General features: G+C 70.7%; 22 protein-coding genes, 1 tRNA gene and 1 riboswitch. Of the genes, 20 read left to right on the top strand and 3 right to left on the bottom strand.

Features of this window, described 5'->3' with window-relative positions; translation table 11 throughout:
- The first annotated feature begins 13 nt into the window (after nt 1-13).
- From atzF to PCC79_RS11350, 9 genes are all read left to right on the top strand, one after another.
- Nucleotides 14-1,258, top strand: a complete 1,245-nt coding sequence (gene atzF, locus PCC79_RS11390; protein ID WP_342371877.1) for an allophanate hydrolase — start codon at nt 14-16, stop codon at nt 1,256-1,258.
- On the top strand, nt 1,251-1,661 hold the full coding sequence (locus PCC79_RS11385; protein WP_342371876.1) for an allophanate hydrolase-related protein: 411 nt from the start codon (nt 1,251-1,253) through the stop codon (nt 1,659-1,661). The genes atzF and PCC79_RS11385 overlap by 8 nt, the downstream gene beginning before the upstream one ends.
- Nucleotides 1,662-1,859: 198 nt before the next feature.
- Entirely contained in the window at nt 1,860-2,450 is a 591-nt protein-coding gene (locus PCC79_RS11380) for a hypothetical protein (protein WP_342371875.1), read from the top strand.
- Nucleotides 2,451-3,028: 578 nt separating this feature from the next.
- Nucleotides 3,029-3,421 carry a hypothetical protein gene (locus PCC79_RS11375; protein WP_342371874.1) on the top strand — a complete coding sequence of 131 codons (393 nt, stop codon included), beginning with the start codon at nt 3,029-3,031 and terminating at the stop codon, nt 3,419-3,421.
- A 68-nt stretch (nt 3,422-3,489) separates the two neighbouring features.
- Nucleotides 3,490-4,332 (top strand): GNAT family N-acetyltransferase, encoded by an 843-nt coding sequence (locus PCC79_RS11370; RefSeq protein ID WP_342371873.1) that lies wholly within the window; start codon nt 3,490-3,492, stop codon nt 4,330-4,332.
- 74 nt (nt 4,333-4,406) lie between these two features.
- A complete protein-coding gene (locus PCC79_RS11365; protein ID WP_342371872.1) occupies nt 4,407-6,173 on the top strand; it encodes a DEAD/DEAH box helicase in 1,767 nt (588 codons plus the stop codon).
- A 17-nt stretch (nt 6,174-6,190) separates the two neighbouring features.
- Entirely contained in the window at nt 6,191-7,516 is a 1,326-nt protein-coding gene (locus PCC79_RS11360) for a DNA polymerase IV (protein ID WP_232549486.1), read from the top strand.
- Nucleotides 7,517-7,533: 17 nt separating this feature from the next.
- Nucleotides 7,534-8,412, top strand: coding sequence for an aldo/keto reductase (locus tag PCC79_RS11355; protein WP_232549487.1), 879 nt, complete (start codon nt 7,534-7,536; stop codon nt 8,410-8,412).
- Between the two features lie 14 nt (nt 8,413-8,426).
- Nucleotides 8,427-8,508: transfer RNA gene (locus PCC79_RS11350), tRNA-Leu, on the top strand.
- A gap of 51 nt (nt 8,509-8,559) precedes the next feature.
- Here PCC79_RS11350 and PCC79_RS11345 read toward each other — a convergent pair.
- Complete coding sequence (locus PCC79_RS11345; protein ID WP_342371871.1) at nt 8,560-9,897, bottom strand: HNH endonuclease; 1,338 nt, start codon at nt 9,895-9,897, stop codon at nt 8,560-8,562.
- A 174-nt stretch (nt 9,898-10,071) separates the two neighbouring features.
- Here PCC79_RS11345 and PCC79_RS11340 point away from each other — a divergent pair, with 174 nt between their 5' ends.
- The 7 genes from PCC79_RS11340 to PCC79_RS11310 all read left to right on the top strand — a co-directional run bounded on the left by PCC79_RS11340 (nt 10,072) and on the right by PCC79_RS11310 (nt 17,722).
- Nucleotides 10,072-12,345, top strand: coding sequence for a DUF2339 domain-containing protein (locus PCC79_RS11340; RefSeq protein ID WP_342371870.1), 2,274 nt, complete (start codon nt 10,072-10,074; stop codon nt 12,343-12,345).
- Nucleotides 12,339-12,482, top strand: a riboswitch (cobalamin riboswitch). Its footprint overlaps the gene before it by 7 nt.
- A 90-nt stretch (nt 12,483-12,572) precedes the next feature.
- The gene (locus PCC79_RS11335; RefSeq protein ID WP_342371869.1) at nt 12,573-13,592 is read left to right on the top strand and encodes an ABC transporter substrate-binding protein; all 1,020 of its coding nucleotides are present in this window, start codon (nt 12,573-12,575) and stop codon (nt 13,590-13,592) included.
- The gene (locus PCC79_RS11330) at nt 13,589-14,674 is read left to right on the top strand and encodes an iron ABC transporter permease (protein WP_342371868.1); all 1,086 of its coding nucleotides are present in this window, start codon (nt 13,589-13,591) and stop codon (nt 14,672-14,674) included. Before PCC79_RS11335 ends, PCC79_RS11330 begins: the two co-directional genes overlap by 4 nt.
- On the top strand, nt 14,671-15,450 hold the full coding sequence (locus PCC79_RS11325) for an ABC transporter ATP-binding protein (RefSeq protein ID WP_342371867.1): 780 nt from the start codon (nt 14,671-14,673) through the stop codon (nt 15,448-15,450). Before PCC79_RS11330 ends, PCC79_RS11325 begins: the two co-directional genes overlap by 4 nt.
- Before the next feature lie 36 nt (nt 15,451-15,486).
- Nucleotides 15,487-16,050 carry a cob(I)yrinic acid a,c-diamide adenosyltransferase gene (cobO, locus tag PCC79_RS11320; protein ID WP_232549493.1) on the top strand — a complete coding sequence of 188 codons (564 nt, stop codon included), beginning with the start codon at nt 15,487-15,489 and terminating at the stop codon, nt 16,048-16,050.
- A 256-nt stretch (nt 16,051-16,306) separates the two neighbouring features.
- Nucleotides 16,307-16,528, top strand: a complete 222-nt coding sequence (locus tag PCC79_RS11315; RefSeq protein WP_232549494.1) for an NIL domain-containing protein — start codon at nt 16,307-16,309, stop codon at nt 16,526-16,528.
- A gap of 9 nt (nt 16,529-16,537) precedes the next feature.
- On the top strand, nt 16,538-17,722 hold the full coding sequence (locus PCC79_RS11310) for a Gfo/Idh/MocA family oxidoreductase (protein WP_342371866.1): 1,185 nt from the start codon (nt 16,538-16,540) through the stop codon (nt 17,720-17,722).
- A gap of 13 nt (nt 17,723-17,735) precedes the next feature.
- Here the strand turns inward: PCC79_RS11310 and PCC79_RS11305 are convergent, their stop codons facing one another.
- Nucleotides 17,736-18,530, bottom strand: coding sequence for a DUF4261 domain-containing protein (locus PCC79_RS11305; RefSeq protein WP_342371865.1), 795 nt, complete (start codon nt 18,528-18,530; stop codon nt 17,736-17,738).
- On the bottom strand, nt 18,527-19,006 hold the full coding sequence (locus PCC79_RS11300) for a peroxiredoxin (protein WP_342371864.1): 480 nt from the start codon (nt 19,004-19,006) through the stop codon (nt 18,527-18,529). Before PCC79_RS11300 ends, PCC79_RS11305 begins: the two co-directional genes overlap by 4 nt.
- Before the next feature lie 35 nt (nt 19,007-19,041).
- Here PCC79_RS11300 and PCC79_RS11295 point away from each other — a divergent pair, with 35 nt between their 5' ends.
- The 4 genes from PCC79_RS11295 (at nt 19,042) to PCC79_RS11280 (ending at nt 22,865) form a co-directional block, all read left to right on the top strand.
- Nucleotides 19,042-19,320 carry a DUF3618 domain-containing protein gene (locus PCC79_RS11295; protein ID WP_232549498.1) on the top strand — a complete coding sequence of 93 codons (279 nt, stop codon included), beginning with the start codon at nt 19,042-19,044 and terminating at the stop codon, nt 19,318-19,320.
- Nucleotides 19,321-19,519: 199 nt separating this feature from the next.
- The gene (locus PCC79_RS11290) at nt 19,520-20,905 is read left to right on the top strand and encodes an ABC transporter substrate-binding protein (RefSeq protein WP_232549499.1); all 1,386 of its coding nucleotides are present in this window, start codon (nt 19,520-19,522) and stop codon (nt 20,903-20,905) included.
- A 92-nt stretch (nt 20,906-20,997) separates the two neighbouring features.
- Nucleotides 20,998-21,960 (top strand): carbohydrate ABC transporter permease, encoded by a 963-nt coding sequence (locus PCC79_RS11285; protein WP_232549500.1) that lies wholly within the window; start codon nt 20,998-21,000, stop codon nt 21,958-21,960.
- Nucleotides 21,957-22,865 (top strand): carbohydrate ABC transporter permease, encoded by a 909-nt coding sequence (locus tag PCC79_RS11280; RefSeq protein WP_232549501.1) that lies wholly within the window; start codon nt 21,957-21,959, stop codon nt 22,863-22,865. Before PCC79_RS11285 ends, PCC79_RS11280 begins: the two co-directional genes overlap by 4 nt.

The raw sequence follows: 22,865 nt of genomic DNA, 5'->3' as shown, positions 1-22,865 counted from the left end.
AGGGGTGAACAGAGTGGCTGCGACGTACGCAGTCATCGAAGAGGCGAATCGTCCCGAGATCTGGATCAGCCTGCGGGACCAGCAGACCGTGTCGGCGGAGGTGACCTCCGTCCTCGAGCGCGCCGCTGCAGGTGCCGACCTGCCGTTGGCCGGGCTGTTGTTCGCCGTCAAGAACAACATCGATGTGGCAGGCCTCGCCACCACGGCGGCGTGCCCGGCCTATGCGTACCAACCTGGAGCGGACGCCGTCGCCGTCGCTCGGCTGCGCGACGCCGGGGCCGTGGTGGTGGGCAGCACCAACCTTGATCAGTTCGCCACAGGCTTGGTGGGCACCCGGTCCCCCTATGGGGCAGTCCGGCACGCCACGGCTCCCGAGCGCATCTCCGGTGGCAGCTCAAGCGGGTCAGCCGTCGCCGTCGCCCTCGGCATGGTGGACTTTGCTCTGGGAACGGACACGGCAGGCTCGGGGCGCGTGCCGGCAGCCCTGCAGGGGTTGTTCGGCATCAAGCCGACGCGCGGAATGGTCCCCACTGTCGGTGTGGTGCCGGCCTGCGCCTCCCTGGACGTCGTGACGGTCATGGACAGTGATCTGGCCAGGGCCGCCCTCGTGGCTGAACTCATGAGGGGGCCGGACCGTCGCGATCCAGTCTCTTGCCGCCGCTCGAGCGAACCCACGTCCCCCATCACTCGATTGGGCGTGGCCACCGACGATTCCCTCGGTGCGCTGGCCCCAGGGTGGGCTGAGGCCTACCACGAGGAGATCGACCACTGGCGCGACGCTGGGGCGGACATCTCGACGGTGGACATATCCGACCTGCTGCGAGCCGCGTCGTTGCTCTACGACGGCGCGTTCGTCGCCGAGAGGTACACGGCTGTCGGAGCGTTCGTCGACTCCCATCTCGATGAGGTGGACCCGATGGTCGGCAGCATCGTCCAAGGAGCACGTGACATTCCCGCGTGGCGATTGTTCCAGGACGAGGCGACGCTGGCCGCCCACCAACTCCGCGCCGATGACCTCTGGCGTCAGGTTGACGCGCTGCTTTTACCGACCACGACGTGGCATCCGACGTTGGACCAGGTGCAGGCTGACCCGATCGGAGCGAACACGCGCATGGGTCGCTACACGAACTTCGTGAATCTGCTCGACATGTGCGCCCTGGCCTACCCAGCCGGCGAGGTCGACGGGCTGCCGTTCGGTGTGCAGCTCATCGGCCCAGCGCACGCCGACCGTCGATTGCTGGAGGCCGTCGATGGGTGAAACCTCCCCCGATGTCGAGGTGGCGGTGGTGGGCGCTCATCTGAGCGGCATGCCACTGAACCATCAGCTCGTCGAGGCTGAGGCGTCCCTCGTAGTGCGAAGCCACACTGCGCCGCGCTACCGCCTGTTCGATTTGGGCCTGGAACCTGCGCGGCCGGGTCTGGTGCGCGATGTGGCGAATGGCACTGTCATTGAGGTGGAGGTCTGGGCGCTCAGCGAAGCTGCTTTCGGGCGGTTCGTCAACCTCTTGGCCTCGCCTCTGGCCATGGGGCACATCGAGTTGACCGACGGTCGATGGGTGAATGGGTTCGTCTGCGAACCGTATGCCTTGGGCTCGGCCACCGACATCTCCAGCTGCGGCGGCTGGCGGCGGTACGTGTCGCAAGGAGCCGTACACAAATAGCGCGCGTCAGGATCGCGGACTCAAGGTCACCGGTGCGCGTCCGCGTCCGTGGAGTCCTTGGGAGCGGGCGGAGCGATCAGGCTGCCTGGTGCGGCCCGCCCTGCTGGCAATGGCTGTGGACAACTCTGGGATGGCTTGGGGTGGGTCTGGGGTGCTGTGTCATGCTGGGCTGGTCGTCGTTGACGTAGGGGGATTCGCGTGGTGAAGCCGATGGCTGTTGCCGGTGCAATGGTGTGCTGGGGTGTTCTGTTTGTGGGGTGTGCGCCCGCGGTCGAGCCGACGCCCTCGCCTGAGCCGTCGCCGGTGCCGACGTTTCAGTGCACGCCGGAGGCGGGTGGTGAGGCGTACGCGTGCGATCAGGCTGAATATGAGGCCATGGTGGTGCGGGATGAGCAGTACGCGGAGGCAGAGCGGGTGTACCGACGAGCGATGGAGATCGTCAACGCCTTGACCAACTCAAAGCAGCCGATCAACTCGGAGCTTATCGCCATTACCACTGGAAGCGCCCAAGCCGACTTTGAGAAAGCTCTATTGGACATCAGTCAAGATGGCGCTGAGTATTCAGGCACTCCGGAGATTGAATGGATACGTCGTGCTCCTGATGCCGTGGATCAAGGATCCGTAGTGGCATTAGAGGTGTGCACCTCGCCAGGCGACCAGGTCGTTGTTGTGGATGGAGTTCCTATTCCCTCATCGACAGCGTTCGAACGGGTGTTCTTCCGTTTGGAGGACGGGCAAATGAAGATGGCGAGCGGGCAGGCGGGTGAGGTAGCATCGTGTTGGCAATAAGATCAGCAGCGGTTGCTCTAGCACTCATGGGTATTTGTGCGTACCCAGCGGTGGCTGTGGGGCCTGACCCGGCACCAGCTCCGGAAGAGCAAGCACAGAGCGAGGTCGACGAGGGTGGGGCGGGGCAGGATACTGGCGGCGCTGGCGAGGAACAGGTCACCGATCCGCCACCCGAGCTACTTCAAAATGGCAGCGCGGTCACCCTGCGCGCTTCACTTCAAGCCCGCTTGGCCCAAGACTCGGCGGGGGGGCTAGGTCAATCCATGGGGTACGGCGGTTCTCGCGGTGGTGGTGGTTCAGGAAGTGCGCGAGCTACGTCTGCCGCTGAACGTGCTAGTGCCCAAGCTCTGGAGCAGGAGCAGTGGAAGATGTTTATTTCTCGGATTCCTGAGTGCGAGGGGTTGTTGCGTTATAGCGCGGAGTGTCAGTTGGCGGTGGCTGATCCTGTTGTGGCTGAGGCGGCTGGTCAGCCGGGTCCGGTGGTGCCGTCGGAGGCGGTGGTTCGGTCGTTGGCGCGTGAGGTGGTGTTGTCGATGACTTTGCCGCATCCGGAGGTGATGGTGGGTCCGGATCCGAGTGTGAATGAGTGGGACATGGCGGTGGTGGGGTATCCGTTGTGGTTGTGGACGGAGACCCCGGCTGCGTTGCAGTCGTCGACCACGCAGTACGGGATCACGATTTCGATGTCGGCGGTTCGGGAGCGGGTGGTGTTTGCGATGGGTGATGGCAAGTCGGTCACGTGTTCGTCGATGTCGCCGCTGCCCTCCGGTACGAAGCCGGGGACGCCGTCGCCTGATTGTGGGTATGTCTATGAGGGGGCGTCGTTGCCGGAGGGCTCCTACACGGTGACGGCGTCGAGTCATTGGTCGGTGGCGTGGTCGGCGTTGGGGTACAGCGGTACGGTGCCGGTGGTGGTGTCGGCGTCGCGGGAGTTGCCGGTGGGTGAGCTCCAGGCCGTGATCGTCGGGTGAGCGAACGCCATCAGCCTGCACCGACGTCGGTCTCGTAGAACGGAGTGCCCATGGTCACGGTCCGCCCCATGCGGGACTCTGAGCGGGACGCCGTCCTGGATCTGGTCGTCGGGCAGCAGAGCGACCCCGCCCGAGCGTGCACCTACGTCGGCACCGAGCGCGACGGGGTGGCGTCCGAGTTGGATGATCTCGGCGACTGGACGGCATTCACCTGGGTGTCCGATCATGACGGTCACCTCACCGGCGTCGTCATCGCCGACTCAGACGAGTCGCTGGGCCGCAGCTGGATCCACGGTCCGTGGGTTGCGGGTGAGTGGCTTCGCGACGCCCGCCCCCTGCTGGACGCAGCGCTCCATGCGCTGCCGCCCGGCGTCACCCGTCACGAGATCTCCGCCGATGTCGCCCACACCGCCATGGCCGCGCTCGCAGCGGGGCGCGGCTGGGCGGCCACGGAGGCGAACCACCTCTACGTCACCTCGGACGCCTCCGCGTGGCCGGACGAGGGCGCCCGCGTCCGCACCGCCCGCACCTCCGACGCAGCAGCCATCGAATCCCTGCACCAGGCCGAATTCCCCGACACCTATAACTCCGTCAGCCAGTTGCTCGACCCCGAGCGTGGCTTCATCGTGGTCGTCGCCGAGAACCGGGGGGCCTTCGCGGGCTACGCCGCCGGCCGCGTGCAGGCCGACGGCTCCGGCTATCTCGACTACGTGGCCGTCACGGACGCAGCATGCGGGCTCGGCCTGGGACGCGCCCTCGTCGCTGCGGCGGGACGGCGCATCGCGGTCGCGGCACCCCAGCATGATCTCAACCTCACGGTCCAGGAGAGCCGCACACCGGCGTGTGCCCTCTATGAAGCCCTGGGAATGCGGCGGGAGGCGTCCATGGTGGCGTATCGGCACGGATTCTGAGCCCCAGCAGACAACTGGGCGAAGCAGACAACCAGAACGCGCGCGGAGGCGTCCGTACCCACTACGGTCGTGGGGTGAGCGAAACCGAGGCTGAAGCCCCCACCACCACGTTTGCCGATCTCGGCATTGACGATCGCCTGCTCAAGGCGATCCGCGAGTTGGGTTATGAGCGGCCCAGCCCCATCCAGGCCGAGACGATCCCGGCGTTGCTGGCCGGACGCAACGTCATGGGCCTGGCCCAAACGGGCACGGGAAAGACGGCCGCCTTCGCGCTGCCCATCCTGAACGGCCTCGACCTCAAGCAGAAGGCACCGCAGGCCCTCGTGCTGGCGCCCACCCGCGAGCTGGCCCTCCAGGTCTGCGAGGCGTTCGAGAGCTACGCCTCGCACCACAAGGGCGTCCACGTGCTGCCCGTGTACGGCGGCCAGGGTTACGGCATCCAGCTGAGCGCGCTCGCGCGCGGCGTCCACGTGGTGGTGGGCACGCCGGGTCGCATCATCGACCACCTGGAGCGCGGCACGCTCGACCTCACCCAGCTGCGCTTCCTCGTGCTCGACGAGGCCGACGAGATGCTCAACATGGGCTTCGCCGAGGACGTCGAGCAAATTCTCGCCGACACCCCGACCGACAAGCAGGTCGCGCTCTTCTCCGCGACGATGCCGAAGGCCATCCGGACGCTCGCCGCGACCTACCTCACCGACCCGCTCGAGGTGCGGGTCGAGGGCCAGACGCGCACCGCGCCGAACATCAAGCACCGCTATCTGATCGTCTCCTACCCGCAGAAGGTGGACGCTCTCACGCGCATCCTCGAGGTGGAGAACTTCGACGGCATGATCGTGTTCGTCCGCACCAAGAACGACACCGAGACGGTCGCCGAGAAGCTGCGCGCCCGTGGCTTCGCCGCCGCGGCCATCAACGGCGATCTGGCCCAGGCGCAGCGGGAGCGGACGGTCAACCAGCTGAAGAGCGGCAAGCTCGACATCCTGGTCGCCACCGACGTTGCCGCCCGCGGCCTGGACGTCGAGCGGGTGAGCCATGTGGTGAATTTCGACATCCCGACCGACACCGAGAGCTACGTCCACCGCATCGGCCGCACCGGCCGCGCCGGGCGCTCCGGGGACGCCATCTCGTTCGTCACCCCTCGCGAACGCCGGCTGCTCAAGGCGATCGAGCGCGCCACCGGCCAGGAGCTCACGGCCATGGCGCTACCCACCGCCGATGACATCAACGCCACCCGGTTGTCCCGCTTCGACGAGGCCATCACCGCGGCGCTGGGCGAGCGCGCCAATATCGACTTCTTCCGCGATGTCGTGGCTCACTACGTGCGCGAGCACGATGTTCCCGAGGTGGACGTGGCCGCCGCCCTCGCCGCAGTGCGGCAGGGTGACGAGCCCATGCTCATGGATCCCGAGCCCCCGGCCGCCGTCCGCTCCTTCTCCGACGACGACGGCGGACGCCGCGGGCGCGGCGCGGCCGGTGACCGGGAGGATCGCCCCCGGCGCACCCGGGAGGGCTCGGGCGGCCCGCTCGTCACCTACCGCATCGCCGTCGGACGCCGCCAGCGCGTGGCCCCTCGCATGATCGTGGGGGCTCTGGCCAACGAGGGCGGCCTCGGCCGTGGTGATTTCGGACGCATCGACATCCGGGCGGATCACACGTTGGTCGACCTGCCGGCCCAGATGCCCCAGGAGGTGTGGGACGCGCTGCGCTCGACCCGGATCTCCGGCAAGCTCATCGAGCTCGAACGGGACAACGGCCGGCATTCCGGCAGGGGCGATTCGTCGAGGCGCGAGTACGGCGACAAGCCGAAGTTCCGGAAGTCCGCCGACCGTCGGAGCTGATGGCAGGTGGTCACCGCGTGAGGCTCGCCGCCTCGATCCTGCATCTCGACCTGGACGCCTTCTTCGCCGCCGTCGAGCAACGCGACAAGCCGTCGCTGCGCGGGAAGCCGGTGATCGTCGGGGGAGTGGGCTCCCGCGGAGTGGTGTCGACGGCCTCCTACGAGGCGCGCGTGTTCGGCGTCCACTCGGCGATGCCCATGCACGAAGCGCGCCGGCTGTGCCCGCACGCGGCGTTCCTGTCCGGACGTTTCCGCGCCTACCGCGAGAGTTCCCAGATCGTGATGGGTCTGCTGCGCGAGCTCAGCCCTCTCGTCGAACCCCTCAGCCTCGACGAGGCGTTCGTCGATCTCACGGGTGGGGCGCACCCCGACGTGAGCCCCGCGGCGGTCACCAAGCTCGCCGAGGACCTGCGCGCCCGCGTCCAGGCGGACACCCACGGCCTCACGGCGTCCGTGGGGGTGGGCACGAGTAAATTCATCGCCAAGGTCGGCAGTGAGCTGGCCAAGCCGGACGGGTTGCGTGTGATCGAGCCCGGGACGGAGCTGGACACCATCGCTGACCTGCCGGCGAGGGCCATCCCCGGTGTGGGCCCCGCCACCATGGAGCGACTCAGCCGCCTGGGCGTGCGTACCGTGGCCGACATTCGCGCGCTCAGCCACGGAGAGGTTGTCCGCGAGCTCGGCAAGGCCAACGGCGAATGGGTGCACCACTTGGCCTTCGCCCGGGACGATCGCCCCGTGAGCCCCGACCGGGAAGCGAAGTCCATCTCGGTGGAGGACACGTTCTCGACCGACGTCCGCGACCGCGACGAGCTGGACGCCGTCATCGAACGCGATGCCCGCATCGTGGCCGAGCGTGTGGCCCAGCAGGGCCTGTTCGCCCGCACGATCACGCTCAAGGTGAAGCGTCCCGATTTCACCATCCTCTCCCGATCGCTGACCCTCAACGGGGCCACGGATCGGGCATCCACCATCGCTCGCATCGCGCGACGGCTGCTCGACGACGTGGCCGTCGAGGACGGGTTCCGCCTGCTCGGCGTCGGCGTCGCCGGCTTCACCCCTGCCGCCCAGGAGGAACTCTTCGAGCCGGACGCCGAGGGCGCGGTGGTGACCCACACCGACGCCGATCTGCCGCTTCCGGACGCTCCGGCGCCCGAGGCCGTCCGCCCCCGCTGGGTGCCGTCGTTCACCCCGGGCGCCGACGTCGTCCACGACGAGCACGGTGCCGGCTGGGTGTGGGGCGCCGGCCTGGGGCGGGTGACCGTCCGCTTCGAGACCCGCGAGACAGGCCCGGGCCCGGTTCGTACGCTCTCGGCGGACGACCCTGCCCTGCACCTCGTGTGATCTGGTGAGATGGAGGCATGCAGACGCACTCCTTCGGTTCCACCGGCCTCATGGTGTCCCCCCTCGGGTTGGGCGCGGGCCAGATCGGCTACGGCGGCATGGACGACGACGCGGCCGGCCGCGTCCTCAGCCACGCCCTCGACCTGGGCATCACGCTCATCGACACCGCCCACTGCTACGGCGACAGCGAGGAGCGCATCGGCCGCCACATCAGCCACCGCCGCGACGAGTTCGTGCTGTCGAGCAAGTGCGGCCACGCCATCGCCGGTCACGACGACTGGACGCCCGGCATCATCCGGCCGGGCGTGGAGGACTCCCTGCGGCGCCTGCGCACCGAGTGCATCGACATCATGCACCTCCACTCCTGCGACGCCCGCCACCTCGAGGACGGCTCGCTCGCCGACGAGCTCGACGCCCTCTCCCGCGAGGGCAAGATCCGCGTCGTCGCCTACTCGGGCGACAACGAGGACCTGGCCGCCGCCGTCGCGTCCTGCCGCTTCGCCTCGATCGAGACGTCGGTCAACATCGCTGACCAGCACAACCTGCGCGCCACCGTGCCGGACGCCGCCGCGGCCGGTCTCGGGATCATCGCCAAGCGTCCCCTCGCCAACGGGATGTGGCGCCACGCGGAGCGTCCGACGGGGGAGTACGGCGATTACTACTGGGACCGCCTGCGGGAACTCGCCTACGACGTCGACCTCGACATGGGCGAGTTCGCGCTCCGTTTCAGCGCCTTCGCCCCTGGCGTCTGCTCGGCCATCGTCGGGACGACGAGCGTGGACAACCTGTCGAAGGCGGCGGACGCCGTCGATGCCGGGCCTCTGCCGGACGCCGTGATCGCCCACGTGGCCGAGCGGTGGCACGCCGTGAGCGAGGGCTGGGACAGCCGCACGTAGACTTCCCACCGCCGGCCGGAGTGGTGGAACTGGTAGACACGCAGGATTTAGGTTCCTGTGCCTTCGGGTGTGAGGGTTCGAGTCCCTTCTCCGGCACGATTAGGCACCCCCGCCCCGAGCCGAGGCTCGGGGCGGCTCGTCGTCCGCTCAGGCCGCCGTGGGCCAGATCAGGTCGATCCGCACCGGACGCGGCGGGCCGCGCCGCTCGGGGGGTGCCACCGGTGACGCGGGTGGGTCGGGGGCGCGAGTCCGCACCACCTGGCCTGCCGGTGTGGTGAGCTCCACCGGGGCATGCGGGCCGGGCCGGGGGAGTGTCTTCCAGCCGATCGCCTGCTTGTGGTGGTTGCAGGCTTCGCAGAGCCCCTGGCCATTGCCCAGGGACGTGGCTCCGCCGCCGGCGTGGGGAACCACGTGGTCGATGTGCCGGATCGGGGCATCGCACCAAGGCGTGCGGCACGTCTGGTCCCGCACACCGATCCAGTCAGCCAGACCCGCGGGGGACACCCGGCTGCGCGCGTCCAGCCCCACGAGCTCGGCGTCCCCGGGGCGCTGGTACAGCCGGCGCACCCACGCCGCCACGCCGGCGTCCACCGCGCGCGTCACGAGGGCCCGGGCGAGGGGAGCGGGCAGCGAGCCGTGCCCCACCACCTGGGCCGGTTCGGTGCCGGCGTCCAGCAGCGTCGCGTCCGACATGAGCAGGTACACGCCGACGCCCACCGCGTCCGCCGCGGCCTGGCCGGTGAGGCGCTGGACGAGGAGGTCGGCCCGGATCTGCCCCCGTGACCGAGGGTCACCGGCCGCCAGCACGGTGTCCGCACCCCGCACGAGGGCGGCGTACGCGGCCACGCCCTGGGTCAGCGGGAGCAGAGCGGTGAGGTAGGTCATGCCGTCGGGAGCAGGACGCAGGCTCACGCAGCGCTCCTCCACCGCCCGGCGATGACGTTCCACGCTGGACGCCGGATCGAGCCGCTGCGCGATGCGACGCGCCTCCGCCGCGATCCGGCGGTTGCCCCAGGTGGCCAGCTGGGCCGGGTCGGCGCACACCTGGGCGTCGACGGCGGCGCGATCCTCCCGGCTGAGGCAGGCCGTCTCGCGCACCAGCAACGTCGCCCGGTACTCGCTCAGCACCCCGGCGCTCAGCAGCGCGAGCGTGTGCGGCATCTCGGCCGTGATCGCCTTGGCGAAGCCCAGCCAGCGGTCGCCCGCGTGCGGGGACTCGCGCCGGGCCACCGCGATCGCGGCACCCACCCCACGCCCCAGGCGTGCGGCGGGCACGCCCCCGGCCCGCTGCTCCGCGACCAGCACCTCGGACAGGGCCACCGAGGCGCGCGCCTGGATCGCCGCAGCAGTGGCCTTCAGCTCCTCCAGCCCCGTGAGCAGCTCGGCGAGCGCATCCGCGTCCCGCGGCAGCGCACCGCGCGCGAGGTCGTCGGCCAGCGCGTTCACGCTGTCACGACTCACCACCCCGGCTGCTCCCGTGCTCATGACACCATCCTCCAACCCGCCTCTGACATTTTTCGCACCACTCCATCGGGTCAGTCGCCCCAGCCACTCCCCGTTGCCCTCGCCGGACGGCGTTTCGCCCCGGCGCCGCTGTGTCGCCCTCGCGTGAGGCGCCCGGTGCGGGAAGGTGGTGCCAGCCCCAGCAAAGGATCCGCGATGACCCACACGCCCGGCCCGGACGCCGGCCGCGCACCCGCTGCGTCCAGCCAGAGCCTCGACGACCCGGACGCCATCACCGCGCGCATCCGGGGCGAGATCGCCGAGGTGTCCCGCGGTCTGGTGCGCCTGGCCGGCGATCTGGACGCCCTCGCGGGCGCCCTCGCCCTGCAGCAGCGCACAGTGGCCGGGGACGCCGCGGCACAGGATGCCGCGGCGCGCGACGCGCCAGGTCAGGACACGCCAGGTCAGGGCGCGCCAGGTCAGGGCGCATCCGGACAGGGCACATCGGGACAGGGAACATCGGGACAGGGCACATCGAGACAGGACGCGCCGGGACGCCCACCGCTGGGGACCGCGCCCTTCCCCGGCAGGCCCGCGGGGCAGGCGCCCTTCCCCGCGGCCGTGCCCTGGGGTCCACCGCAAGTCGTCCCGGGCCGGCCCGGCCCGGCGCAGGACGCGCCGGCCCGAGGCCCCGGATCCCCGGCGCCCCAGCCCACCCCGGCGACCCAGCCCACCCCGGCGCACCCCTCCCAGCGCCCGGCAGCCCAGCTCCCCGCGCCGCCCCGCTCGCCCCGCCCACCCAGCCCGCCCCGCCCGCCCCGGCGCCCGGTGTCCCTCGCGGAGATCTTTGCGATCGTCGGCTCCGGGGTGACGCTCATCGGCGTGGCCCTGGTGCTGCTCATGCCGCAGGACGGCTTCCTGGGCCCCCTCGCCCGCACCACGATCGGCCTCAGCCTCGCCGCGGCCGCCGTCGCGGCGGCCTTCTGGCAGCACCGCTTTGACCCGAAGAACATCGGCGCCCAAGCCCTGTTCGCCACCGGCGTGGCCTCAACCTTCCTGTGCCTCGTCGCGCTCACGGCCATCTTCACCGATCCGGCCGGACGCCCCCTGCTCGCGGTGCTGCCCGGGCTGGTGCTCGCCGGCCTCGTCAGCCTCGCCGGGGTGTGGGTCGCCGTCTCCTGGCGAAGCCAGTGGTTGGCGGTCCTGGCCATGTTGGGCAGCTTGGTACTGGCGCCCCTGCTGTCGCAGAACGACCGGCTGGCCGTGCTCGCCTTCATGCTCGTGCTGACCGTCGCCTCCGGCGCGTTCCAACGCGCCGTCGACTGGCCCGTCCTGGTGCTGGCGCGCACGCTGCCCACCGGGCTGGTGTTCCTCGCCATGACCATCGACGAACTCCTCATCCTGGCCCGGGGCGGGGCCGACTCTCTGATCCTGCTCGCCCTGGTCACCGCGCTCGCGCTGTGCGGTCTCCTCATCGCGGTGATGCACCAGCGCAATGACGCCGGCACCCGCGTCGCGGCCGTGATCGCGTTCGTGCTGTTCTGCGGTCCGCTGCTGGTCGGCGGCTGGAACGTCGACAAGCTCCCCTCCGTGGCCGCCTACGTCGTCGTCGGGGCGGTGGCCACCGCTGCCGGATTCTGGCCGCAGCGCGTGCACACCTGGGTCCGGGCCGCGGCCATCCCCCTGGGGGCGCTCTTCCTCGCCGTGGCCGCGCTGCGCGCCTTCGATGCTGCGCACCAGGGCTACCTGTGGTTCGGCCTCGCGATCGCCTACCTCGCGGTGGCCGAGCGGGTCCGCTTCCGCCCCGTGATGGTCGTGGGCGTCCTGCTCGCCGGGGTCGGCGCCCTGGTGTGGCTGCCCAGTCTGGTTTCCCTCGTGTCCTTGCAGGCCGTGGCCGACGGCCGGCTCGGCATCGAGCACGTGGTGCAGTCCGTGCTGGGGCTGGTCGCCACGCTGCTGGTGGTCCGCGCCCTCCGCCTGGACTGGCCCGAGGGAGGCCATGTTCTCAACTACGCGGTGTGGGTCGGCACGGTGCTCTTCGGGACCGTGGCGGTGGTGCTGGCGGGCACACTCCTCGGCCACACTCTCGGCGACGTCGCGAACGGCTTCCAGGTCGCGCACGCCGTCGCCACGGTCAGCTGGATGGCCCTCAGCGTCGCCCTGCTCTCCCGAGGGCTGCGTCGGGCCTCGGACGCCCAAGCGGCCCGTCACATCGCCATCGCGCTGGCCGCCGCCGCCGTCGCCAAGCTGTTCCTCTTCGACCTGGGTGCCCTGCCCGGCCTCGCCCGCGCGCTCGCCTTCATCGTCGTCGGCATCCTGTTGCTGGTGATCGGCACCTGGTACCACGGCCAGCTCGAGAAGGTGCGCCGGGCGACTGCGGAGCCCACACCGGGGGCGGACGCCGACCCGGCCGTCCAGCCCGCACCGGCCGTCCAGCCCGATCCGTCCGCCGCGCCAGCGCCGGGCCCGGACGCCGATCCGATGCGTTAGTCTGGCCGGGTCCCCGCAACCAGCGGGGGCGTCGTGGATGCCAGTGAAGTCCGGTGGAAATCCGGCGCTGTGCCGCAACTGTGATGCCGACCGTCGGTCGGATGAGCCAGGTCACCTGCCCCACGACCACGTTCAGGTCCTCGGACGAAGGGCCGTCCGTGCGCAGTGGGCACCCCCGCCCGTTGCGGCTGACGACTTCGTCCTCCGCAACGAATCGGAGGATGCTGGTGATCCAGCCCCACACCCCATCAACTCGCACGCGCTCTGCGCGCCTCACCTGGCTCGGCGCCGCCGCGCTCGCGCTGGCCCTGGCGGCCTGCGGATCGCCGGCCACGCCCGGGGCGAGCGGCACGGCCGACGCCCCTACCGTCACGACAACGGCCGCCACGACCCCCCAGACCACGGGCGCCTCCTTCCCCGTCGACGTCGTCACCGGCGCCGCGGACAGCACCGAGACGGTCACCATCGCGGAGCGTCCCGACGCCATCGTCTCGTTGAGCCCGACCGCCACGGAGTCGCTGTTCGCGATCGGAGCGGGTGACCAGGTCGTCGCGGTCGACGCGCAGTCCGACTACCCGGCCGAGGCGCCGATCACCGACCTCTCGGGCTACACCCCCAACGTGGAGGCGATCCTCGCCCACGAGCCCGACCTGGTGGTCGCCTCCACCCGTGACGCGGACCTGATTGGCAGCCTCGCCAACGCCGGCGTCCCGACGCTCGCCCTCCCGTCGGCCCAGACGCTGGACGAGGCCTACGGCCAGATCGAGCGGCTCGGCACGGCCACGGGCCACCTGGCCGACGCGAAGGCCGTGGTCGCGCAGATGGACGAGCGCATCCGGGCCGCCGTCGACGCCACCCCGAAGACGGAGGGGGCCACGTACTTCCACGAACTCGACCCCACGCTCTACACCGTCACCGGCAACACGTTCATCGGTGAGGTCTACGGCATGTTCGGGCTGACCAGCATCGCGGACGCCGCCGGGACGACCGACCTGTACCCCCAGCTCTCCGAGGAATACGTGGTCGCGGCCGACCCCGACCTCATCTTCCTGTCCGACACCCAGTGCTGTGGTGTCACGCCCGCATCGCTCGGTGAGCGGGCCGGCTGGTCGGGCCTGTCCGCCGTCACCGGCGATCGGGTCCACGTCCTCGACGAGGACGTGGCGAGCCGCTGGGGGCCGCGCGTGGTCGACTTCGTCGAGACCGTGGCCGAGCACGTGACCGCGTTGCAGACCACCCACGCATGAGTGCGACCCCGAGGACGCCGGCCCTCACCCGTGTCCGCCGACTTGACATGCCACGCCTCAGCCGTGGCATCGGTCGGTCGGGCCGCTGGCTGGTCGCGGGCTGCGTCCTCGGGATCGCGCTGCTCACCGGCGTCATGATCGGGCCGGCCGGCCTGACGGCGTCGGGTGTCGCCCGGGAGCTGCTCGGCGCGCTCCCCGGCGTCACGCTCGATTCGGGCCTGACGAGCCAGCAGCAGGCCATCTTGTGGCAGATCCGTCTGCCGCGGGTGGTGCTGGGCGCCCTGGTGGGCGCCACGCTGGCCGTCGCCGGCGCCGCGTACCAGGGCGTCTTCCGCAACCCGCTCGCTGACCCGTACCTGCTCGGCGTCTCGGCCGGCGCGGGCCTGGGCGCCACGCTCGCCATCACCCAGGGGGGCGGGATCGGCCCGTTCGGGGTGCCGCTGGCCGCCTTCGCCGGCGGCCTGCTGGCGGTGAGCGCCACCTACGCCCTCGGTGCCAGCGTGGGGGGCCACCGCAGCTCGACCATCATCGTGCTCGCCGGCGTGGCCGTCGCGGCGTTCTTCAGCGCCGTGCAGACGTTCGTGCAGCAGTGGTTCGACGACTCGCTGCTCGCCGTCTACAGCTGGATGCTCGGCCGGCTGAGCACCAACGGGTGGAGCGACGTCATCATGGTGCTGCCGTACGTGCTCGCGAGCTGGGTGCTGTTGCTGCTGCACCGCCGCACGCTCGACGTGCTCGCCGTCGGCGACGTGGAGGCCGCCAGCCTCGGCATCAACGTCCCGCGGGTGCGGCTCGTGCTCGTGCTGGTCGCCACGCTCGGCACCACCGCGGTCGTGGCGGTGAGCGGGCTCATCGGGTTTGTCGGCATCGTCGTACCCCACGCCGTCCGGCTGATCTTCGGCACCTCCCACCGCCTCCTCCTTCCGCTGGCCATGCTGTTCGGGGCGGCCTTCCTCGTGCTCGCCGACGTCGCTGCCCGATCGGTCGTGGCGCCCGCCGAGTTGCCGATCGGCGTCGTCACCGCCTTCGTCGGCGCGCCCTTCTTCCTGGTCGTCCTCCGCCGGAACCGGAGCATGACGTGAGCGTGCTGGAGTGCCGCGGCCTCGGCGTCCGCCGGGGGGAGGCGCAGGTCGTCCACGACCTCGATCTCGTGGTGGACGCCGGCGCCTGGGTCGCCGTCGTCGGGCCCAACGGGGCGGGCAAGACCTCGCTGCTGCACGGCATCGCTGCGCTCACCCCCGTCACCGGCCACCTCCGCCTCGGAAGCGACGATCCGCACCAGCTCTCCCGGCGTGCGCTCGCTCGGCGGGTGGCCCTCATGGCCCAGCAGCCCGTCGTGCCCACAGGCATGACCGTCCGCGAGTTGGTGGCCCTCGGCCGGACGCCCTTCCTGCGCCGCTTCGGCACCGAGTCGGCCACCGACCGGGCCGCCGTGCAGCACGAGCTCACCCGGCTCGGCCTGGCCACGCTCGCCGACCGCCCCGCCGACCGGCTCTCCGGCGGCGAACTGCAGCGCGTCATGCTGGCCCGCGCCCTGTGCCAGCAGCCGACCCTGCTTCTGCTCGACGAGCCGACCAGCGCCCTCGACATCGGGCACCAGCAGTCGGTGCTCGACCTGGTGGACGAACAGCGCCACGAGCGCGGGCTCACCGTGCTGGCCGCCATGCACGACCTCACGCTGGCCGCCCAGTACGCCGACCGCATGGTGCTGCTCGACCGGGGCGTCCTCGTGCAGGACGGCCCGCCCGCGGCCGTGCTGGACGCCCGACAACTGAACGAGACCTATGGCGCCCGCGTCGACGTGCTGCCCCGCCCCGCCGGCCCCGCCGTCATCCCCGTCCGCCCGGTGAGCCGCTGACGCGCACGCCCATCCCATCCCCGCAAGGAGCCCCCTGTGACCGACCTGCCGACACACGACCGCCCCCTGCCGCCGCGCCGGGACGTTGACTCGCTGGTGTTCGTCAACACCGGCGACGGCAAGGGGAAGTCGACCGCCGCCTTCGGCATGCTGATGCGCGCCGCCGCCCGCGGCTGGCCGTCCTGCGTGGTGCAGTTCATGAAGTCGGGACGCTGGCGCGTGGGGGAGGCGGAGTCGGCCCGCCGCCTGGGGGTCGACTGGTTCACCCACGGCGACGGCTTCACCTGGGAGAGCGACGACCTCGACCGGAGCGCCGGCATCGCCCGCGAGGCGTGGCGTCTGGCCGACCGCGTGTTGACGTCCGGGGAGTACCGCCTCGTCGTGCTCGACGAGGTGACCTACCCGCTCACCTACGGCTGGCTCGACGCCGAGACGGTCGTGGCCCGGATCCGGGAGCGCGCGGCGTCCACCAACGTCATCTGCACCGGCCGCAACGCCCACGCCTCGCTGGTTGACCTGGCCGACACGGTCACCGAGATGCGCAACGTGAAGCACGCCCACGCCACCGGCGTCCGCGCGCGCCGCGGCATCGACTACTGACGCCCGGGTCGCCCCGGTCGCCCCGGCGTCCGACCTGTGGGAAACGGCTGTGCGGACGCCGCTCGCGCCGCTAGCCTGACCCCGTGATCACGACGGCGCATTTCGACACGCTGTCTCTCGTCATGCCCGGCTGTTGTCGGTGTTGTCGCCGCCCGCGCGGCGCCCACTCCTGATCCCCCCGGCGACCTGACCCGGCCGGTGGCCGGGAGTGTGGCTCTCAACCCCCACACCCACACCACCGCAGCCAGGAGCCGTCATGACCCTCGATCTCGTCTTCGTCCAGCAGAGCGCCGCAGGCGCCACCTTCGCCCAGCTCGCCGCCGACCTCGGCGTCGAGCTCCGCCTGGTCGCCCAGCGCATCACCACCATGGAGATCTTCCCGGTGAGCGTGCTCACCGTCGAACTCACCGCGGAGCCAGGCCTCCTCGAGGCTGCGACGCGCTGGTTCGCCCAGCGGGGCATCCACCGGCTGGCCTAGGCTGGGGCCATGAGCCCGGACGAGGACGTCACCCCGCTCCGCGTCGGCATCGTCGGCTGCGGCAACATTGCCCGCTCCCACGCCCGCGCGTACGCCGAGCACCCGCGCGTCCGGCTCGTCGCGTACCACGACGTGGTGCCCGGCCGGGCCGAGGCCTTCGCCGACGCCCACGGCGGCAGCGCCGTCAGCTCCGTGGCCGAGGTGGTCGCGTCCGGTGTCGACCTCGTGTCCATCGCCACCCCGCCCGGGAGCCACGCCGACATCGCCTGCGCGCTGCTGTCCGCAGGGGTGAACGTGCTCATCGAGAAGCCCGCGACGATCAGCCTCGCCGAGCTCGACCGGGTGGCCGAGGCCGAACGGGCCGGCGGTGTCCAGGCCTACGTCGTCCTGCAGCACCGGCACGGCAGCGGCGCGGTGCGCGCCCGGCGGCTCATGGACGCCGGCTCGCTGGGCACCCCCCGCGTCGCCGTCTGCGAGACCCTCTGGTACCGCACCGACGGCTATTTCACCGACGTCGACTGGCGAGGCCACTGGGCCGGTGAGGGCGGTGGGCCGACGCTCGGCCACGCCATCCACCAGATCGACCTGCTGCTGCACCTGATGGGGGAGTGGGAGAGCGTGGACGCCCGCGCCGTCCGGCTCGCGCGGCCCGTGCAGTTCGAGGACGCCTCGCTCGCCGTCGTCACCTTCGCCAGCGGCGCTGTGGCGAGCATCGTCACCAGCCTCGTCTCGCCGCGCGAGGTGAGCCGCATCCGGGTCGACACCGAGGGCGGCACCCTCGAGGTCAACCACCTGTACGGCTACCGTGACGCCGACTGGTCTTGGACGCCCGTGCCCGATCCGGAGGTCGCCGCACGCTTCGGGTTGGATCCCGGCACGCAGGCGCGGCCGGGCGCCGCGGCCCGCCCGGCTGCGGGCGATCCGTGGGCCGCGAGCGCGGCCGACGTCGACGAGGTGCCCAGCAACCACGCCGCGCAGATCAACCGCCTGGTGGGCGACCTGCTGGCCGGACGCCGCCACGCCACGACGTTGGAGAGCGCCCGGTCGACCATGGAGCTGGTGAGCGCCATCTACGCCTCCGGGTTGGGGGGAGGCACCGTGCGACGCGGCGACCTGACCCCGGGACACCCCTTCCACGCGCGTCTCGACGGCGGGCTGGACGCCGCCGCGGTGGACGCCCGCCTGGTGCCCTGAGCAGAGCCCGGCGTCAGGAGCCGGCGCGGGGCCGGTGCTCGTCTCCGATCTCGAGCACCATCGCATCGTGGATCGCCGAGTGGCGTTCGCGCACCGGGTGCTGCTGGCTCGGCGTCGGCCCCACCGTCTGGCCCGCCTCGACGACCGCGCCGGTGGTGATGAGGTAGCGGGCCGTGTCGGCGAGGAAGCGGAACAGGTCCGAGGGAGGCCGCCTGCTGTGCTCGATCACGAGGTCGCGCGCGCCGAAGGTGTCCAGCCCCAGGGTGTAGGCCGAGTGGGTGCCGTCGGGTTCGTCCATGACCCACACGGAGGTCCACAGGTCGGCCGGCACCTGCTTGGACTCCACCGCGGCGCTGAACCCGCGCGCATAGGCGTCCGCCGGGTACACGGCCGACGCCTGGGCACTGTGCACGGCCACGGCGCCGGGCAGCCCGGCCACGACCGTCGCGATGACCGACCAGATCGTCGCCTCCTGCAGCGCCTGGGCGCGCGGCTCGGGCACCTCGCCCGGGTGGAGCACTGTGATGACGACGTGGCTGCGGTGCTGGGCGATCGCGTCGGTCTGACCCTGCCACCACACGGGGTGACAGGCGCGCAGCGCGGCGGCAGCGTCCAGCGAGACGGCGTTGCCAGCCACCATCGCCCGCACCAGACCGGTCGAGACCACGGCCGCGTCCACCGGGCCCTTGCCCGCGATGTCGAGCGTCTGGGCCGAGGCACCGTCGCCGAACTCCTCGGCCAATGCCGCGGCCAGATCGGACGCCGACGGCGCGGCCCCGGCGAACAGCACGGCCCCCGAAACCGTCATGCGATGCCGAGGTCGCGGCGGAGCTTGGCGACGTGGCCCGTCGCCTTCACGTTGTACTGGGCGACCGAGATCGTCCCTGCCCCCGTCTCGTCAACGTCGACCACGAACGTGGAGCGGAGGACGCCGGTGATCTCCTTGCCATAGAGCAGCTTCGTTCCCCAGGCGCCGTACGCCTCGAGGGTGGTGCGCTCGGGGTCGGCGAGCAGGGTGATGGTGAGGGCCTCCTTCTCGCGGAACCCGGCCAGCTTGGCCACCGCATCCGGCGAGATGCCCAGCACGTCGAAGCCGGCCGCAGCGATCGCGTCGGCCGACGCCGTGAAGTCAACGGCCTGGGTGGTGCACCCCGGGGTGGACGCGGCGGGGTAGAAATAGACGATGACCCGACGCCCCGCGTAGTCGGACAGCGACACGGTGGTGCCGTCGGCAGCAGGCAGGGTGAAGGGCGGGGCGGGGTCGCCCACCTGGAGTCTGGCCATGACTCCACCCTAGCTTCTGGCATAGGGTGGGCCCCATGCGGACCAAGGAAGAGATCCAGGCCGAGATCGCGGCGGCCCGGGCGCGACTCGCGAGCAATGTCGAAGGCCTCATCACGCAGGCCCACCCCCGCGCGGTCGCCGCGCGGACGGTGCAGGACGCCAAGGGGCTGCTCAGCTCCGAGGTGGACGCGGTGAAGTCGCAGTTCGTGGACCCGACGGGCGAGCCCCGCTATGAGCGGATCGGTGCGCTCGGTCTGGCGGTCGCCGCCTCGGTCGCGTTCCTCTTCGTGGTCCGCTCCATCGCGCAGGGCTGAGCCCCCCGCGGGCTGATCACCCCCACGCGCCGGACGCCGCACCCTTCGGGAGGTGGGGCGTCCTGCCGTGTTTGGTTCCAGTTCTATAACAAACGTTTACACACGTAATCCTCTGCTTTCGTGTGGGGTAGGTTGACCCGGTCCGGGGTCAGTGCTCGTCCGCGGGCGCCGCTCCACCACCACAGAGAAGTGAGGATTGATGTCGAAGAAGATGACGAGGGCCTTCGCCGTGGCCCTGTCCGCCGGGGCGCTGCTGACCGCGTCCGCCTGCTCCAGCGGAGGCACCGCCACGGCCCCCACAACCCCCACCCAAGAGGTCGACTGCTCGGCGTTCGAGACCTATGGCGACCTGAACGGCACGACGGTCACCGTCTACACCTCGATCGCCAGTGACGCCGAGGCGCAGCCGCACATCGACGCCTTCAAGCCGTTCGAGGAGTGCACCGGTGCCACGGTCGAGTACGAGGGCAGCCGCGAGTTCGAGGCCCAGCTCCCCGTGCGCGTCGCCGCGGGCAACGCCCCCGACCTGGCCTATTTCCCCCAGCCCGGCCTGCTGCAGACCATCGTCAACGGCAACCCGGACGCCGTCGTGCCGGTCGGCGAGGCGGCCGCGGCGAACGTCGACCAGTACTACAACGAGGCTTGGAAGATGTACGGGACGGTCAACGACACGTTCTACGGCATCCCGATCGGCGCGAACGCGAAGTCGTTCGTCTGGTACAGCCCGTCCGCCTTCGCGGACGCGGGCTACGAGGTGCCCACCACGTGGCAGGAGCTGATGGACCTGTCGCAGCAGATCGTCACCGACAACCCCGACGGCTCGGTGAAGCCGTGGTGCGCGGGCATCGAGTCCGGCGACGCCACCGGCTGGCCGGCCACCGACTGGGTCGAGGACATGATGCTGCGCGTCGGCACCCCGGAGCAGTACGACCAGTGGGTGACCCACGAGATCCCGTTCAACGACCCGGTCGTCGTCGAGGCCATCGACCAGGCCGGCTCGATCCTCAAGAACGCCGACTACGTCAACGGCGGCTTCGGCGACGTCCGCTCGATCGCCGCCACCCCGTTCACCGACGCGGGCTTCCCGATCGTCGACGGCACCTGCTTCATGCACCGTCAGGCGTCCTTCTACCAGGCGAACTGGCAGGAGGCCGGTGGCGACATCACCGTGGGTGAGGACGGCGACGTGTGGGCCTTCGCCCTGCCGGCCGAGACCACGGACAGCGTCCCGATGCTCGTGGGTGGCGAGTTCGCCATGGCCTTCCGCGACGCCCCCGAGGTCGCCGCGCTGCAGGCGTACCTGACGAGCCCCGAGTGGAGCAACGTCAAGGCGCAGACCACCCCGAACGGTGGCTGGCTCTCGGCGAACACCGAGCTCGACCCGTCGAACCTGGCCATGCCGATCGACCGGCTCTCCTACGAGCTGATCACCGACCCGAACGCCGTGGTCCGCTTCGACGGCTCCGACCTGATGCCCAGCGCCGTCGGCGCCGGTTCCTTCTGGAAGGAGATGACGGACTGGATCGCCCTGGACAAGAGCTCCCAGGACGCCGCCAACGCCATCGAAGCCTCTTGGCCCGCCTGATCGTCTGACCCTCTCGCACCGGGGGCTCCGCCACGACCGCACCGGCCGTGGCGGGGCCCCCGGTCGACGACCCCTTCTGAAAGGAGGGCCCCATGGACTGGCTCATGCAGCCGGACACCACGGTGGAGAAGTTCATCGTGATGTTCGTCGCGATCGCGCTCTTCGCCGCCGTCATGGCCGTGGTTCTGCTGGTGGTCGACCGCCCCAGCCTCCCGCGCTGGTTCGCCGCCCTGGGTTACCTCGGGCCGGCGCTGCTGCTCATCCTGCTCGGCCTGTTGATCCCCGCCATCATGACGGTGCGCAACTCGCTGTACTCCAACGACGGGTCGACCTTCGTCGGCCTTGACAACTACGCCACGGTCTTCAGCCAGGACCTGTTCCTCATCGTGCTGCGCAACACCTTCTTCTGGGTGCTGCTCGTGCCGCTGGTCTCCACCGCGCTCGGTCTCGTCTACGCCGTCCTCGTCGACCGCACCCGGTTCGAGAAGTTCGCCAAGACCCTGGTCTTCCTGCCCATGGCCATCTCCATGGTGGGCGCGGGCATCATCTGGAAGTTCGTCTACGACGGCCAGGTCGGCCTGCTCAACGCGCTCCTCGGCCTGGGTGGGGTGCCCACCCAACAGTTCCTGCTGGACGCCCCGTACAACACCTTCTACCTCATCGTCGTCATGATCTGGATCCAGACCGGTTTCGCCATGACGGTGCTCTCCGCCGCCATCAAGGCCATCCCCGACGAGACCATCGAGGCCGCCAAGATGGACGGCGCGACCGGCATGCGGATGTTCTGGCAGATTACGGTGCCGAGCGTCCGGCCCGCGATCATCGTGGTCATCACCACGATCGCCATGGCCACCCTTAAGGCGTTCGACATCGTCCGCACCATGACGGGCGGCCAGTTCGACACCTCCATCGTCGCCCTGGAGTTCTACACCCAGACCTTCGGACGCCAGGCCGGCGGCATTGGCGCGGCACTGGCCGTCCTGCTGTTCGTGCTGGTCCTGCCCATCATCATCTACAACGTGCGCCAGATGCGCATCACGGAGGGGGAGCGATGACCGACAACACCGCCGTCGCCGTCCACGGCCCCACCCGCAAGCTGACGCGGGCCGAGCAGCGGAAGGAGGACAGCAAGACGCGGCTGTCGTCGCCCGCGGCGTCCGCCATCGCCGTCATCATCGCGGTCGTGTGGACGATCCCCACCGCCGGGCTGCTGATCACGTCCTTCCGCGAGCCGTCCGCCATCCGGCGCACCGGCTGGTGGACGGCGTTCACCAACCCGATGTTCACCCTGGAGAACTACGAGACGGTGCTCACGGGCTCGGGTGACCTCGTCGGCCCGTTCGTGAACTCGCTGATCATCACGATCCCCTCGGTGGTCATCCCGATCATCCTGGCCCTGCTGGCCGCGTACGCGTTCGCGTGGATCGACTTCAAGGGCCGCGACTGGCTGTTCGCCGCCGTGTTTGCGCTCCAGATCGTGCCCATCCAGGTCACGCTCATCCCGCTGCTCAGCCAGTACGTCCGGTTCGGCCTCGTCGGCACCTACTGGACGGTGTGGCTCTCCCACACCATCTTCGGCCTGCCGCTCGCCATCTTCCTGCTGCACAACTTCATGCGGGAGATCCCGCGGTCGCTCATCGAGGCGGCCCGGGTGGATGGCGCCGGCCACGTGCGCACCTTCTTCCAGGTGCTCATGCCGCTGTTGGTGCCGGCGATCGCCTCGTTCGGCATCTTCCAGTTCCTGTGGGTGTGGAACGACCTGCTGGTCGGCCTGACCTTCGCCCGCGCGGACTACCGCCCCATCACGGTGGCCATCGCCGAGATGGCCGGCAGCCGCGGCCAGGCCTGGCACCTGCTCTCCGCGGGCGCCTTCGTGGCCATGCTGCTGCCCGTCATCGTCTTCCTGGCGCTGCAGCGGTTCTTCGTCCGCGGCATGCTGGCGGGCGGCGTCAAGGGGTAG

This window comes from Propioniciclava soli (assembly GCF_038502305.1).
GTDB classification, from domain to species: domain Bacteria; phylum Actinomycetota; class Actinomycetes; order Propionibacteriales; family Propionibacteriaceae; genus Propioniciclava; species Propioniciclava soli.
The sequence above is the reverse complement of the archived record's forward strand: the minus strand, read 5'-3'. Positions and strand labels throughout refer to the sequence as shown.

Coding starts and splice junctions, on each gene's coding strand:
- PCC79_RS11385 (WP_342371876.1), top strand. CDS start 1,251: ATGGGTGAAACCTCCCCCGATGTCGAGGTGGCGGTGGTGGGCGCTCAT.
- PCC79_RS11370 (WP_342371873.1), top strand. CDS start 3,490: ATGCGGGACTCTGAGCGGGACGCCGTCCTGGATCTGGTCGTCGGGCAG.
- PCC79_RS11355 (WP_232549487.1), top strand. CDS start 7,534: ATGCAGACGCACTCCTTCGGTTCCACCGGCCTCATGGTGTCCCCCCTC.
- PCC79_RS11345 (WP_342371871.1), bottom strand. CDS start 9,897: ATGAGCACGGGAGCAGCCGGGGTGGTGAGTCGTGACAGCGTGAACGCG.
- PCC79_RS11340 (WP_342371870.1), top strand. CDS start 10,072: ATGACCCACACGCCCGGCCCGGACGCCGGCCGCGCACCCGCTGCGTCC.
- PCC79_RS11330 (WP_342371868.1), top strand. CDS start 13,589: ATGAGTGCGACCCCGAGGACGCCGGCCCTCACCCGTGTCCGCCGACTT.
- PCC79_RS11315 (WP_232549494.1), top strand. CDS start 16,307: ATGACCCTCGATCTCGTCTTCGTCCAGCAGAGCGCCGCAGGCGCCACC.
- PCC79_RS11310 (WP_342371866.1), top strand. CDS start 16,538: ATGAGCCCGGACGAGGACGTCACCCCGCTCCGCGTCGGCATCGTCGGC.
- PCC79_RS11305 (WP_342371865.1), bottom strand. CDS start 18,530: ATGACGGTTTCGGGGGCCGTGCTGTTCGCCGGGGCCGCGCCGTCGGCG.
- PCC79_RS11300 (WP_342371864.1), bottom strand. CDS start 19,006: ATGGCCAGACTCCAGGTGGGCGACCCCGCCCCGCCCTTCACCCTGCCT.
- PCC79_RS11295 (WP_232549498.1), top strand. CDS start 19,042: ATGCGGACCAAGGAAGAGATCCAGGCCGAGATCGCGGCGGCCCGGGCG.
- PCC79_RS11290 (WP_232549499.1), top strand. CDS start 19,520: ATGTCGAAGAAGATGACGAGGGCCTTCGCCGTGGCCCTGTCCGCCGGG.
- PCC79_RS11285 (WP_232549500.1), top strand. CDS start 20,998: ATGGACTGGCTCATGCAGCCGGACACCACGGTGGAGAAGTTCATCGTG.
- PCC79_RS11280 (WP_232549501.1), top strand. CDS start 21,957: ATGACCGACAACACCGCCGTCGCCGTCCACGGCCCCACCCGCAAGCTG.